13 protein-coding genes are annotated in these 13,444 nt (G+C 61.2%); 1 reads left to right on the top strand and 12 read right to left on the bottom strand.

Annotation, left to right across the window (positions count from 1 at the left end):
* Positions 1-31: 31 nt before the first annotated feature.
* The 10 genes from AC07S6_RS14115 to AC07S6_RS14070 form a co-directional block, all read right to left on the bottom strand.
* Positions 32-1,219 (bottom strand): ATP phosphoribosyltransferase regulatory subunit, encoded by a 1,188-nt coding sequence (locus tag AC07S6_RS14115; protein WP_003188066.1) that lies wholly within the window; start codon positions 1,217-1,219, stop codon positions 32-34.
* A gap of 293 nt (positions 1,220-1,512) precedes the next feature.
* Positions 1,513-2,379, bottom strand: coding sequence for a protease modulator HflC (hflC, locus tag AC07S6_RS14110; protein WP_003188064.1), 867 nt, complete (start codon positions 2,377-2,379; stop codon positions 1,513-1,515).
* A complete protein-coding gene (hflK, locus tag AC07S6_RS14105) occupies positions 2,379-3,554 on the bottom strand; it encodes an FtsH protease activity modulator HflK (protein WP_003188062.1) in 1,176 nt (391 codons plus the stop codon). The genes hflC and hflK overlap by 1 nt, the downstream gene beginning before the upstream one ends.
* A gap of 96 nt (positions 3,555-3,650) precedes the next feature.
* Entirely contained in the window at positions 3,651-4,952 is a 1,302-nt protein-coding gene (hflX, locus tag AC07S6_RS14100; RefSeq protein WP_003188061.1) for a ribosome rescue GTPase HflX, read from the bottom strand.
* A 12-nt stretch (positions 4,953-4,964) separates the two neighbouring features.
* Positions 4,965-5,225 (bottom strand): RNA chaperone Hfq, encoded by a 261-nt coding sequence (hfq, locus tag AC07S6_RS14095; protein ID WP_003188059.1) that lies wholly within the window; start codon positions 5,223-5,225, stop codon positions 4,965-4,967.
* 94 nt (positions 5,226-5,319) lie between these two features.
* Positions 5,320-6,291, bottom strand: coding sequence for a tRNA (adenosine(37)-N6)-dimethylallyltransferase MiaA (gene miaA / locus AC07S6_RS14090; protein WP_032904044.1), 972 nt, complete (start codon positions 6,289-6,291; stop codon positions 5,320-5,322).
* The gene (gene mutL / locus AC07S6_RS14085; protein WP_032893843.1) at positions 6,291-8,207 is read right to left on the bottom strand and encodes a DNA mismatch repair endonuclease MutL; all 1,917 of its coding nucleotides are present in this window, start codon (positions 8,205-8,207) and stop codon (positions 6,291-6,293) included. The genes miaA and mutL overlap by 1 nt, the downstream gene beginning before the upstream one ends.
* On the bottom strand, positions 8,207-9,628 hold the full coding sequence (locus AC07S6_RS14080) for an N-acetylmuramoyl-L-alanine amidase (RefSeq protein WP_003188054.1): 1,422 nt from the start codon (positions 9,626-9,628) through the stop codon (positions 8,207-8,209). The genes mutL and AC07S6_RS14080 overlap by 1 nt, the downstream gene beginning before the upstream one ends.
* A 15-nt stretch (positions 9,629-9,643) precedes the next feature.
* Complete coding sequence (gene tsaE, locus AC07S6_RS14075; RefSeq protein WP_014716665.1) at positions 9,644-10,114, bottom strand: tRNA (adenosine(37)-N6)-threonylcarbamoyltransferase complex ATPase subunit type 1 TsaE; 471 nt, start codon at positions 10,112-10,114, stop codon at positions 9,644-9,646.
* On the bottom strand, positions 10,102-10,962 hold the full coding sequence (locus AC07S6_RS14070; protein ID WP_054918859.1) for an NAD(P)H-hydrate dehydratase: 861 nt from the start codon (positions 10,960-10,962) through the stop codon (positions 10,102-10,104). The genes tsaE and AC07S6_RS14070 overlap by 13 nt, the downstream gene beginning before the upstream one ends.
* 63 nt (positions 10,963-11,025) lie before the next feature.
* Between AC07S6_RS14070 and queG the strand changes: the two genes are divergently transcribed.
* Positions 11,026-12,090: a tRNA epoxyqueuosine(34) reductase QueG gene (queG, locus tag AC07S6_RS14065; RefSeq protein ID WP_038448633.1), complete on the top strand. Its 1,065-nt coding sequence runs from the start codon at positions 11,026-11,028 to the stop codon at positions 12,088-12,090.
* Here the strand turns inward: queG and AC07S6_RS14060 are convergent.
* A complete protein-coding gene (locus AC07S6_RS14060) occupies positions 12,087-12,704 on the bottom strand; it encodes a trimeric intracellular cation channel family protein (RefSeq protein WP_169913170.1) in 618 nt (205 codons plus the stop codon). The two genes, queG and AC07S6_RS14060, sit on opposite strands and share 4 nt — an antisense overlap.
* A gap of 112 nt (positions 12,705-12,816) precedes the next feature.
* Positions 12,817-13,359 carry an oligoribonuclease gene (orn, locus tag AC07S6_RS14055; RefSeq protein ID WP_003171343.1) on the bottom strand — a complete coding sequence of 181 codons (543 nt, stop codon included), beginning with the start codon at positions 13,357-13,359 and terminating at the stop codon, positions 12,817-12,819.
* Between the last annotated feature and the right edge of the window lie 85 nt (positions 13,360-13,444).

Below are 13,444 nucleotides of genomic sequence, written 5' to 3'. Positions count from 1 at the left end.
ACTTGGTGCCGGCGATGGCCGGCAGGAAAACTCAAGAAGCCAGTGGCGATACTTGCCAAAGCCCGTTCTGCTGAATCAATTGCCGGTCGCAGTCCGCTTCACGGGCGGCGGCCAATGGCTGCCCAGGCAAGGCCTGGACTACACGCTGACCCTCACGGCGTAACTGGCAAACCTGCTGCCAGAGCGCTGCGTCCGTACTGTCGGGCATCCAGATGCCACCAGACGGCAGCTCGACCTCAGCACGCCCCAGGGTCACCAGGGTTTTCAAATCGGTGGAAAAACCAGTGGCCGGACGCGCACGACCGAAGTCGGCGCCGATATCGTCATAGCGACCACCTTGGGCGATGGCCTGGCCAACACCCGGGACGAATACCGCGAACACCACACCGGTGTGGTAGTGGTAGCCGCGCAATTCACCCAGATCAAAATACAGCGGCAGCTCCGGGAACCGTGCCGACAGGCGCTCGGCAATTGCCAGCACATCGTCCAGTGCTGCCAATACCGGTGCCGGCGCATTGGCCAGGCGCTCACGCGCAGCCACCAGCACTTCACGGCCGCCGCACAGGTCTACCAGCGCCCGCAGCATGCCAGCCAGCTCAGCAGGCACACCCTCGGTGAGAGCGATCACTTCATCGATCGCCTTGCGCTGCAGGGCATCGAACAACTGCTGCTCCACTTCACCGGACAACCCGGCAGCGCGCGCCAAGCCACGGTAGATACCGACATGGCCCAGGTCCATGTGCACATCCGGCACATCCGCCAGTTGCAGCATGGCCAGCATCAGGCTGATCACTTCAACATCGCTGCTCGGGCTGGCATCGCCGTACAACTCGGCGCCCAACTGGATCGGGCTACGGGAAGACGACAACGCACGCGGCTGGGCATGCAGTACGCTACCGGCGTAGCACAGGCGACTCGGGCCTTCGCGCCGCAGGGTGTGCGCATCGATGCGCGCCACTTGCGGCGTGATGTCGGCACGGAACCCCATTTGCCGGCCCGATTGCGGGTCGATGACCTTGAAGGTGCGCAGATCCAGGTCCTGGCCCGCGCCGGTCAGCAGGGATTCCAGGTACTCGATATGGGGAGTCACGACAAACTCGTAACCCCAGCTCTGGAACAGATCCAACACCTGGCGACGCGCTACTTCAATGCGCGCAGCTTCTGGTGGCAGTACTTCTTCGATGCCATCTGGCAGCAGCCAGCGGTCTACCGTTGCCATTACGCCATTCCCCTTTGATCCGGGCGGCCAGCCCTCGGCCGAGCCTTGAGTGAAGCAGAAAATACCCGCCCCTTGCATAAACCACGCGCAAGAGCAACGTGACGAACGGCCTGCAAACGGCCTCGTCGGGCACTTTCCTCGAAAAACCTGTCACGCCTGCCGAATCAAACATGCAGACGCAAAAAAGCCGGGAATTTCCCGGCTGCCGCATCATACACCCGTTTTCTGAAAGGATCACCCCGCCAGGCATTTTAGCCGCCCGACGGAGTGCGCCTTACAGAATCACGGGCTGGTTACTTGGACTTTTCCAGGTAGCGGAAGAAGTCGCTGCTTGGGTCCAGCACCAGTACGTCGGTTTTGTTCGCGAAGCTTTCACGGTAGGCACGCAGGCTACGGTAGAACGCGTAGAACTCCTGATCCTGGCCATAGGCCTTGGCGTAGATCGCCGCGGCTTGAGCATCACCGTCACCACGAGCCTCTTCAGACTCACGATAGGCTTCTGCCAGCAGTACACGACGCTGACGGTCGGCATCGGCACGGATACCTTCAGCCAACTCGTTACCCTTGGCGCGGTGCTCACGCGCTTCACGCTCACGCTCGGTGCTCATACGCTCGAACACGCTGCGGTTCACTTCCTTGGGCAGGTCAATGGCCTTGACGCGAACGTCGACCACTTCAATACCCAGCTCTTTTTCCGCCATGGTGTTCAGCGAACGGGTGATGTCAGCCATCAACGCATCACGCTCACCGGATACCACCTCGTGCAGGGTGCGCTTACCAAACTGGTCACGCAGGCCCGATTCCAGACGACGGGACAAACGCTCGTCGGCAATCTGCTTGAGGCCGGAAGTCGCGGTGTAGAAGCGCTCGGCATCCTTGACGCGCCACTTGGCGTAGGCGTCAACCATCACGGCTTTCTTTTCCAGGGTCAGGAAGCGCTGTGTCGGTGCATCCAGGGTCATCAGGCGGGCGTCGAACTTGCGCACCTGGTTGACGTAGGGGACTTTCACATGCAGGCCCGGCTGGACATCCGCCTGGACCACGCGACCGAATTGCAGCAGCACCGCACGCTCGGTCTGAGCGACGATGTAGAAGCAGTTCCAGGCAGCGATGACCACGACGACGCCCACAATCAGGGCGGTCAGCGATTTATTGCTCATCAACGGCTCTCCCTGGTACGTGTTTGCTGTTGCAGCAAGTCAGCGGCCGCACGGGCGCTCGCTTCATTGGCAGCGGCATTCGAACCGGTGGACGGTGCACTGGCGCCGCTACGACCACCTTCGATCATCTTGTCCAGCGGCAGGTACAGCAGGTTGTTCTGCCCACCTTTGCTGCCGGTCACGAGAACCTTGCTGGTGTTGCTGAAGACTTCCTGCATGGTGTCCAGGTACAGACGCTCGCGGGTCACTTCAGGAGCCTTGCGGTACTCGGCGACCAGCTTGGTGAAACGATCTGCCTCACCCTTGGCGCGGGAGACCACTTCATCGCGGTAACCGTTGGCATCTTCAAGGATGCGCTGGGCCTGACCACGGGCTTCCGGCACAACGCCGTTGGCGTAGGTTTCAGCCTGGTTGCGCGAACGCTGCTCGTCTTCACGGGCACGGATCACGTCGTCAAAGGCTTCCTGCACTTCACGCGGTGCCGCTGCGCTCTGTACGTTCACCTGAGTGACGGTAATACCAGTGCGATAGGTATCGAGGAACCGTTGCAGGCGCTCCTTGATTTCGCTGGCCATCAATTCACGACCTTCGGTCAGCACCTGGTCCATGGCGGTGGAACCCACCACGTGGCGCAGGGCACTTTCGGTTGCGTGTTGCAGACTGATTTCCGGCTGATCAACGTTCAGCACGAAGTCCTGCAGGTTGCTGATCTTGTACTGCACGGTCAGCGGCACTTCGACGATGTTCTCGTCTTCGGTCAGCATCTGGCCCTGCTTGGTGTACGCACGCTCACGCGTCACGTTCTCCATGTACTTCTTGTCGATCGGCGGGAAATAGATGTTCAGGCCTGGCCCGACAGTCTCGTAGTACTTGCCGAAGCGCAGCACCACGGCTTGCTCCTGCTCGTCCACCACGTAGACCGCGCTGTACAGCCATACGGCCGCGAGCACGACAAGACCCAGGCCCAGCAGGCCATAGCCACCGCCCTTGCTTGTGCGACCGCCGTCGTCACCACCACGTTTTTTTCCACCACCGAACAACCCATTCAGGCTTTCCTGCAGCTTTCGGAAGGCCTCGTCGAGATCCGGTGGCCCCTTGCGGTCGCCGTTATTGCGGCGCTTACCACCCCAAGGATCCTGATTATTCGAGTTGCCACCCGGCTCATTCCAAGCCATAGCGCTCTCCATCTGATAAAGCAAAGACGCGCCCACGGCGCGCCGACCAATGCTACAGAATGCCTGCTACTGCGGCACAACCGCTTTCTCAGGCTTTTATTGCAAAGTGTGTTGTTCGATAAACTCTGCCGGTACAACACCCTCTCGGCTGACCAGCCGATTGAGTTCCGAGCGTGGCAATCGAACGGCCAGCAAGCTGACACCTTCTTCGTCGTGTTCTTCTTTCTGTACCGCGCCCAACTCGAAAAACTGTGCACGCAGTCGAGCAAAACGCTGCGGCAAGCGCAAGGTGCCGACGAACAAATCGCTGCCGAGCAATTCGGCAATGGCTTGTTCCAGCAACTCCAAGCCACTGCCATCTCGCGCCGACAACCAGACCCGCTGGGGCTTGCCGTTCTCGTCGCGCTGGATCTGTGGCTCAACGCCTTCAAGCAAATCGAGTTTGTTATAGACCTCGAGGATCGGCAAGTCCTGGGCACCAATCTCGCCCAGCACCACCATGACCTGTTCAATCTGCAACATGCGATCCGGTTCGGCCGCATCGATCACGTGCAACAGCAGGTCGGAATTGCTCGACTCTTCGAGCGTAGACCGAAATGCCTCGACGAGCTTGTGGGGCAGGTGACGAATGAAACCCACGGTATCGGCCAGCACAATCGGCCCCAGGTCGTCGATGTCCAGACGCCGCAGGGTCGGATCGAGGGTGGCGAACAGTTGGTCGGCCGCGTACACATCCGACTTGGTCACGTTATTGAACAGCGTGGATTTGCCGGCGTTGGTGTAGCCCACCAACGACACCGTAGGGATATCCGCACGGGAACGGCCACGTCGCGACTGCTCGCGCTGGCTGCGCACTTTTTCCAGGCGGCCCTTGATCTGGCGCAGGCGAACCCGCAGCAGACGCCGGTCGGTTTCCAACTGGGTTTCACCCGGGCCACGCATGCCGATACCGCCACCCTGACGCTCAAGGTGAGTCCAGCCGCGAACCAGGCGGGTGCTCATGTGATCAAGCTGGGCCAGTTCGACCTGGAGCTTGCCTTCATGGGTACGGGCGCGCTGGGCGAAAATGTCGAGAATCAGGCCGGTACGGTCGATCACGCGACACTCGAAAACACGTTCGAGGTTACGTTCCTGACTGGGCGTGAGGGTGTGATTGAAGATCACCAGATCGGCTTCTTCGGCATGAACCAGGTCGCGCAGTTCCTCGACCTTGCCGCTGCCAATCAGGTATTTGGCGGTTGGCCGATGACGCGGTACGTTAAAAAACGCAACGGTCTCGGCGCCGGCCGAATTTGCCAACTCCTGAAACTCCTGCGGATCTTCGCGCGCCTCAGGGTCCTGTCCATCCAAGTGAACGAGGATTACTCGCTCACCACCACCGTGGCGCTCAAAGAACAAAGGAGACTCCTATCAGGCGTTACCTGGCTCAGCGTCACCCTGTTCATCACCTGCTGCGCTAGGCAGACGGATTGGACGAACTGGAACGACTGTCGAGATAGCGTGCTTGTAAACCATCTGGCTGACGGTGTTTTTCAGCAGGATAACGAATTGGTCGAACGACTCGATCGTACCTTGCAGCTTGATGCCGTTGACCAGATAGATGGAAACCCCAACTTTCTCTTTACGTAAAGTATTCAAGTAAGGGTCTTGTAGCGAATGCCCTTTTGACATGTGCCGCACTCCTTTAAGGATCAATAATAAAAAATCGGAAAATAGATAGCTTATGGCCGTCACACCCCCAAGGATAGACGGCAATTGCAAGGACTCAGCTCAATATGGAGACCGTTCCCAAGTATTTCAAGGCGCGTGACAGATTGTCGCTGTCCAGGCTGTCCAACCAGTGCAAATCGCTCCAGCTGCGCAGCCAGGTGAACTGGCGCTTCGCCAACTGGCGCGTGGCGATGATGCCGCGCTCCTGCATTTCGGCTGACGTCAGCTTGCCATCCAGATGATCCCAGACTTGGCGGTAGCCTACAGCACGTATCGAAGGCAGCCCTGCATGCAGGTCACCTCTTGAACGCAGTGCTACGACCTCGTCCACAAACCCCTGTTCCAACATAATTGTGAATCTTTGTGCAATTCGTTCATGCAGCACCTGGCGATCTGCCGGAGCGATGGCCAGATTCGCCACAGTATAGGGCAATTGTGACTGTCCAGATGCGCCTGCATCAGTACTTTGCGCACTTTGTTTCAGCCGATGTTCAGTCATGGTCTGGCCACTGACGCGCCAGACTTCCAGGGCGCGTGTGAGCCGCTGGGGGTCATTGGGGTGAATACGTGCCGCAGACACCGGATCTACCGCCGCCAACTGGTCATGAAGGGCCTGCCAGCCAAGGCGCGCAGCCTCTTCTTCAAGTTCGGCGCGCACCTGGGTATCGGCAGGCGGCATATCGGCCAGGCCTTCCTGCAACGCCTTGTAGTAGAGCATGGTGCCGCCCACCAGCAGCGGGATATTGCCGCGCGCGGTGATCTCGGCCATGGCCGCCAGGGCGTCGGTGCGAAAATCCGCCGCCGAATAGCTCTGCGCCGGATCGATGATGTCGATCAACTTGTGCGGATACTGGGCCAACAGCGCCTTCGACGGCTTGGCCGTACCGATATCCATGTCCCGGTAAACCAGGGCAGAGTCGACGCTGATCAATTCGCAGGGCAGCACCTTGGTCAGCTCGATGGCCAGGTCGGTCTTGCCGGCGGCCGTGGGGCCCATCAGGAAAATGGCGGGGGGCAAGGCACTCATCAGCGGCCGCGCAAGAACAGTTTGTCCAGATCATCCAGGCCCATCTGGGTCCAGGTCGGTCGGCCATGGTTGCATTGGCCGCTGCGCTCGGTGTTTTCCATGTCGCGCAGCAGGCCGTTCATTTCCGGCAGGGCCAGGCGGCGGTTGGCGCGGATGGCGCCGTGGCAGGCCATGGTGCCGAGCAATTCGTTGATATGCGCCTGGATACGGTCACTGGTGCCGTACTCCATCAGGTCTGCCAGTACGTCGGCCACCAGGCGGTTGGCCTCGGCCTGCTTGAGCAGCGCGGGAATCTGGCGGATCGCCAGGGTTTCCGGGCCCAGGCGTTGCAGTTCGAAGCCCAGCTTCTGGAACACACTGTGATGTTCTTCTGCGCAGTCGGCTTCACGCTGGCTCACCGCCAGGGATTCGGGCACCAGCAGCGGCTGGCCGCTGAGGCCTTCGCTGGCCATGGCGATCTTCAGGCGCTCGTACATGATCCGTTCATGGGCAGCGTGCATGTCCACCAGCACCAGGCCATGGGCGTTTTCGGCGAGGATATAAATGCCTTTGAGCTGCGCCAGGGCATAGCCCAGCGGCGGAATATCACCGCCGCCTTCGGGCAACGCCACAGCAGCACCCGGCTCGGCACCCGGCAACGGCGCGAAAAACTCACGGTACGCCGCCTGGGCCTCGGCCACCGGCACCGTCGATTGCGGACGTGGCGTGTACTGATACTGATAACCCGCACCGGCACCCGAATTCGGCGCCGTGTAGGCTGGCTGCGCCTGCGGCGATTGCAGCAGGTTGGCCGCCAGGCTCATTTCACCTTGCGGCCCGAACTCACCGGCCTCGGGACCGCTCGGGCGCACCACCGCGGTGACGATCGGCGCCGACAATTGATCATCCGGGCGCACATCACCCAGGGCACGGTGCAGCGTGCCATACAGGAAGTCATGCACCATGCGCCCGTCACGGAAGCGCACCTCATGCTTGGTCGGGTGCACATTGACGTCGACCACCGAAGGGTCAACCTCAAAGAACAGTACAAAGGTCGGGTGTCGCCCGTTGAACAGCACATCGCGATAAGCCTGGCGTACCGCATGGGCCACCAGTTTGTCGCGGACCGCCCGGCCGTTCACAAAAAAATACTGCAAGTCGGCCTGGCTGCGGGAGAACGTCGGCAACCCGACCCAGCCCCACAACCTCAAGCCATTGCGCTCGATCTCAATCGGCAGCGCCTGTTCCAGGAACCCGCTGCCACACACCGCTGCCACCCGCCGAGCACGCGCGGCGTCGTCGTTGGCTTCGTGCAGGCTGAGGATGGTCTTGCCATTGTGGCGCAGGTGAAAGGCCACGTCGAAACGGGCCAGGGCCAGGCGCTTGATGACTTCTTGCAGGTGATCGAATTCGGTTTTCTCGGCCTTTAGGAATTTGCGCCGCGCCGGGGTATTGAAGAACAGGTCGCGCACTTCCACCGAGGTGCCCACCGGATGCGCCGCAGGCTGGACCCGAGGCGCCATGTCGCGGCCTTCGGTTTCCACCTGCCAGGCCTGCTCGGCGCTGCGGGTGCGGGAGGTCAGGGTCAGGCGGGCCACGGAGCTGATGGAGGCCAGGGCCTCACCACGAAAGCCCAGGCTCATGACCCGCTCCAGGTCTTCCAGGTCGCGGATTTTGCTGGTGGCGTGACGGGCCAGGGCCAGGGGCAGGTCATCCGAAGAGATGCCACTGCCATCGTCACGTACCCGCAGCAGCTTGACGCCGCCCTGCTCCACATCGACATCAATGCGTTTGGCGCCGGAGTCGATGCTGTTTTCCAGCAACTCCTTGATTACCGACGCCGGGCGCTCAACCACCTCACCCGCAGCGATCTGGTTGGCAAGGCGCGGGCTGAGCAATTCAATGCGCGAGCCGCTGTTCAAGGTGGATTCGCTCATCACTGCGCCGCCAATGAGGTGCCGGGGATGGTCAACACCTGGCCGATCTTCAACTCGTCGGTTTTCAGGTTATTGGCGCTGCGCAAGGCTGCAGGCGTGACCTGGAAACGGACCGCCAGCATGGCAACGGTATCACCGGGTTGCACACGATGGTCACGCGGGCCCTGGGCGATTTTGCCGGAGTCACGCAGCCAGGCGATGTAGGTGCCCGGCGGCGGGTTCTGCTGGAAGAACTGGCGCACGCCGGCGCTGATCGAGCGCGCCAGCGCTTGCTGGTGGCTGGCGCTGGCCAGTTTCGACGCTTCGTTGGCGTTGGAGATAAACCCGGTTTCCACCAGGATCGACGGGATATCCGGCGATTTCAACACCATGAACCCGGCTTGTTCTACGCGCTGCTTGTGCAGCGAGGTCACGCGGCCGATATTGCTCAGGACTTTCTGGCCCACGTTGAGGCTGGAGGTCAGCGAGGCGGTCATCGACAGGTCGAGCAGTACGCCTGCGAGCATCTTGTCCTTGTCATCAAGGGACACGTTGCCGGCCCCGCCGATCAAGTCGGAACGGTTTTCACTGTCGGCCAGCCAGCGCGCAGTCTCGGAGGTAGCGCCGCGATCCGACAGGGCAAATACCGAGGCGCCAAAGGCAGCGGTTGAAGGCGCGGCGTCGGCGTGAATGGACACGAACAGGTCAGCGCCCTTCTTACGGGCAATTTCGGTACGGCCACGCAACGGAATGAAGTAGTCACCGGTACGGGTCAGCTCGGCGCGGTAGCCTTTCATGCCGTTGACCTGGCGCTGCAGTTCACGCGCGATGGCAAGCACCACGTCTTTCTCATGCTGGCCGCGTGAGCCGGAAGCCCCCGGGTCTTCGCCACCGTGGCCGGCATCGATCACCACGATAATGTCGCGCTTGCCTGCCGGTGCAGGCGGCGGCGGTGGCAGCTTGACCTGGGGTTGCGAAGGGTTGACCGGCACCGCAGGCACCGTCGCCACGCTCGGCGTTGGCGCAGGCGGCGGTGCGGCGTCGGCGGGGTTGTCGAACAGGTCGACCACCAGGCGGTTGCCGTACTGGGCGTTGGGGGCCAGGGAGAAGCTTTTGGGGGTCACGGCCTTTTTCAGGTCGATGACCACACGCAGGTCGGTCGGCGTACGCTGGGCCGAGCGCATGGCGGTGATGGGCGTGTTGGCGGTAGAGACTTTCAGCGGCGCGGCCAAGCTGGCACCGTTGATGTCGATCACCAGGCGATCAGGCGCCGTCAAGGTAAAGACGCTGTGCTGGACCGGGCCAGACAGGTCGAACACCAGTCGCGTGTTATCCGGCGCTCGCCACAGGCGAACACTTTTCACCTGTGAAGCAGCCAGAGCATTGACAGTCATTGCCGCAAGCAACACCCCCACGACAGCAACCAACGCGCGAAAGCGCATACCTAACCCCACCAATTATTTGAATTCCAATGCCAGAGCAGCACACCACGACTCAGCGCGTGGGCTCTGGGGCAACAACTTCAGCTGACGTCCGTGCTCATGCGGCGTAATGGTAATGGTCAGGTCCGGCTTTGGCAAAAAGCCTGTGCCTTTATTTGGCCACTCGATCAGGCACAGCGCATCATCGTCGAAGTAATCACGGATGCCCATGAACTCCAACTCTTCAGGATCGACCAGGCGATAGAGGTCGAAGTGGAAAGCACGCACGTCGCCGATTTCGTAGGGCTCGACCAACGTGAAGGTCGGGCTTTTTACCGCGCCGGTATGGCCCAGGCCGCGAATAATCCCCCGGGACAGTGTGGTTTTGCCTGCGCCCAGATCACCCTCGAGAAAGATCAACCCGGCCCCTTGCGTGACCTGCGAAATACGCTGGCCCAACGCGACCATGGCCTCTTCATCTGCCAGGAAAAGAATTACTTCAGGCACGGCGACTGCTCCTCCAGCAATTGACGAATGGCGGGGATCAGGTCGCTGGCAGCCAAGCCGCGACCAAAACTACCCTGGCGGTCTCCGGCGGTCGCGTGCAACCACACGGCCAGGCAGCTCGCTTCGTACGCGGGCATACCCTGAGCCAATAGTGCCCCGACCAGGCCGGCCAAGACATCACCGAGCCCCGCCGCCGCCATTGCCGGGTGGCCTTGATCACAACGGGCAAGCCGTCCATCCGGGCTGGCAATCAAACTGCCAGCACCCTTGAGGATAGCCACTGCATTGAATTTCTGACTCAACGCGCGCGCCACCTTACGGCGATCTGCCTGAACCTCGGCTGTCGATAGCCCCAACAAACGCGCAGCTTCGCCCGGATGAGGGGTAATCACACAGTTGGCCGGCAGCTCGACGCTGCCAGTGGCCAGTTGATTGAGCGCGTCGGCATCCCACACCTGCGGCACGCTGGCATTGGCCGCGACCGACAACAGGCTCTTGCCCCAGGCGTCATCGCCCAGGCCTGGGCCAATGACGATCACCGAGATTTTTTCCAGCAGGCCCATCAACTGGTTAGCCGAGCTCACGCCGACGGCCATGACCTCCGGCAGCCGAGCCAGAGCGGCCGGCACGTGTTCCGGCCGCGTCGCCAGCGAGACCATGCCGGCGCCGCTGCGCAAGGCACTTTCGCTGCTCAGCAACGCCGCGCCGCCAACGCCACGGTCACCACCGATGACCAGCAGGTGGCCGAACTGGCCCTTATGGGCGTCCGGGGAACGCGCAGCAAGTTGCGGCAAATGGCCGGGCAACAACAGCTGCACGTCGGTAATTGGGTGTTTTGTCTGAGGCATGCGTCTTCAAGCTCCGATGTCTGGCAGAATTATACGCATCTAACCTGTGGTTTCCCGTGTCTCATGCCTGCTATTACCTCCGATCTGCCCGCTCTCGCCCAATCGATCAAAGACTGGGGTCGCGAGCTGGGCTTTCAACAAGTGGGCATCAGCGGCCTCGACCTGGCTGAGCATGAACAGCACCTTCAACGCTGGCTCGACGCGGGTTACCACGGCGAGATGGAGTACATGGGCGCCCACGGCAGCAAACGCTCCCACCCGGACGAGCTGGTGCCCGGTACCTTGCGCGTGGTGTCACTGCGCATGGACTACCTGCCCGGCGACACCCAGATGGCGCAACTGCTCGGCCAGCCGGAAAAAGCCTACATCTCGCGCTACGCCCTGGGCCGCGATTACCACAAGCTGATCCGCAAGCGCGTGCAGCAACTGGCCGACCGCATCCAGGCGCAGATCGGGCCGTTCGGCTTTCGCGCCTTCGTCGACAGCGCGCCCGTCCTGGAAAAAGCCATTGCCGAGCAAGCGGGCCTGGGCTGGATCGGTAAAAACACCCTGGTTCTCAACCGCAAGGCCGGCAGTTATTTCTTCCTGAGCGAACTGTTTGTCGATCTACCGTTGCCGGTAGACCCACCCCACGCCACAGAACACTGCGGCCGCTGCACGGCGTGCCTGGACATCTGCCCCACCAACGCCTTCGTTGGCCCTTACGTGCTGGACGCGCGACGCTGCATTTCGTACCTGACCATCGAACTCAAGAGTGCCATCCCCGAAGATCTGCGCCCACTGATTGGTAACCGGGTATTTGGCTGCGATGACTGTCAGATCGTTTGCCCGTGGAATCGTTTCGCTCGACCTACCGCCGAAAGCGATTTCAAGCCACGGCACAATCTGGATAACGCAGAACTGGCCGAATTGTTTATGTGGGACGAGGATAAATTCCTCAGCAGCACCGAGGGCTCGCCCCTGCGCCGCGCCGGTTACGAGCGCTGGTTACGCAACCTGGCGGTGGGCCTGGGTAATGCGCCCTCCAGCATTCCAGTGCTGGAAGCCTTGAAGGCGCGGCGGGACTACCCGTCGGAGTTGGTACGCGAACACGTGGAATGGGCGCTGGAGCAACACGCTGCGCGCTAGTGCACATCGTCGTTGTAGACGAACTTGGGCATTTCCCAGTGAAACCGGATCGCCAGCAGGCGTAACAGGAAGCCACTGAACAGCGTCAGCAGAATCGCTTGCTCGCTGGGCAGCTCCAGGTACAGGCACAGCAAGTAGAACCAGGCAGCCAGGAACGACACGCTGGCATACAGCTCGCGGCGGAAGATCAGCGGGATGTCGTTACAGAAGATATCCCGCAGGATGCCGCCGAATACCCCGGTGATGACTCCGCTGACCGACGCCACCAACATGCCGTGGCCCATTTCCAGGGCGGTCATGCAGCCGATCAGGGTGAAGGCCACCAACCCCACCGCATCCAGCGCCAGGAACAGCGAGCGCAGGTGGCGCATCAGCGGTGCGATAAAGATCGTCACCAGCGCCGCAACAGAGGTCAGCACCAAGTATTCCGGGTGTTTGACCCAGGTCAGCGGGTAGTGGCCGAGCAACACATCGCGCACCGAACCGCCGCCCAGGGCTGTCACGCAAGCGATCAGTACCACGCCAAACCAGTCCATGCCACGCCGACCCGCGGACAGGGCGCCAGTCATGGCTTCGGCGGTGATGGCGACGAGGTAGAGCATCAGCAACATGATGGCGATCCTGACAGAGAGGCCGGCAGTCTAATCATTTGCCGAGGGCACCAAAAGGGGGCGCTTGGCGATAAACCGCGTCGCCTGCGATAGCGCACTCACTGGCGCCGCAGAATCAAGCCTTGATGAAATGCTTGCGGTAATGCTGCAACTCGGCAATCGACTCGCGAATATCATCCAGCGCCAGGTGCGTGCTGCCTTTATGGAAGCTGTCTTTGACTTCCGGCGCCCAACGCGCAGCCAGTTCCTTCAAGGTCGACACGTCCAGGTTGCGGTAGTGGAAGTAACTTTCCAGCCCCTTCATGTGCGTATAAAGGAAGCGACGGTCCTGGCAGATGCTGTTGCCGCAGATCGGCGATTTGCCCTTGGGCACCCATTTTTCCAGGAAGGCGATGGTTTCGGCCTCGGCTTCGGCCATGCTGATGCGGCTGTCGCGCACGCGCTGGGTCAGCCCGGAGTTACCATGGGTGCGGGTGTTCCACTCGTCCATGGTGGCGAGTACGGCGTCGCTGTGGTGGATGGCGATCACCGGGCCTTCGGCCAAGGTGTTGAGGTTGCTGTCGGTGACAATGGTCGCCATCTCGATGATGACGTCGGTGTCGGGGTTCAGACCGGTCATTTCCAGATCGATCCAAATCAGGTTCTGTGGGTTTTGCATGGCTTGATTCTCTTGGCACCTTGGCGTAGCCGGGCAGTTTAGCAGGCGGGGGCGTGCTAGACTCGCGACCGTTTTACCCAACTTT

It is taken from the genome of Pseudomonas sp. GW821-FHT07B01 (genome assembly GCF_059419065.1).
Note: the sequence above shows the minus strand (reverse complement) of the source record. Positions and strands in the feature narration are given on the sequence as shown.

Bases quoted from the DNA above. Each gene is read 5' to 3' on its own strand.
- orn (WP_003171343.1), bottom strand. From the start codon at position 13,359: ATGCAAAACCCACAGAACCTGATTTGGATCGATCTGGAAATGACCGGT.
- hflK (WP_003188062.1), bottom strand. From the start codon at position 3,554: ATGGCTTGGAATGAGCCGGGTGGCAACTCGAATAATCAGGATCCTTGG.
- miaA (WP_032904044.1), bottom strand. From the start codon at position 6,291: ATGAGTGCCTTGCCCCCCGCCATTTTCCTGATGGGCCCCACGGCCGCC.
- AC07S6_RS14115 (WP_003188066.1), bottom strand. From the start codon at position 1,219: ATGGCAACGGTAGACCGCTGGCTGCTGCCAGATGGCATCGAAGAAGTA.
- hflC (WP_003188064.1), bottom strand. From the start codon at position 2,379: ATGAGCAATAAATCGCTGACCGCCCTGATTGTGGGCGTCGTCGTGGTC.
- queG (WP_038448633.1), top strand. From the start codon at position 11,026: ATGCCTGCTATTACCTCCGATCTGCCCGCTCTCGCCCAATCGATCAAA.
- hfq (WP_003188059.1), bottom strand. From the start codon at position 5,225: ATGTCAAAAGGGCATTCGCTACAAGACCCTTACTTGAATACTTTACGT.
- AC07S6_RS14070 (WP_054918859.1), bottom strand. From the start codon at position 10,962: ATGCCTCAGACAAAACACCCAATTACCGACGTGCAGCTGTTGTTGCCC.
- AC07S6_RS14080 (WP_003188054.1), bottom strand. From the start codon at position 9,628: ATGCGCTTTCGCGCGTTGGTTGCTGTCGTGGGGGTGTTGCTTGCGGCA.
- mutL (WP_032893843.1), bottom strand. From the start codon at position 8,207: ATGAGCGAATCCACCTTGAACAGCGGCTCGCGCATTGAATTGCTCAGC.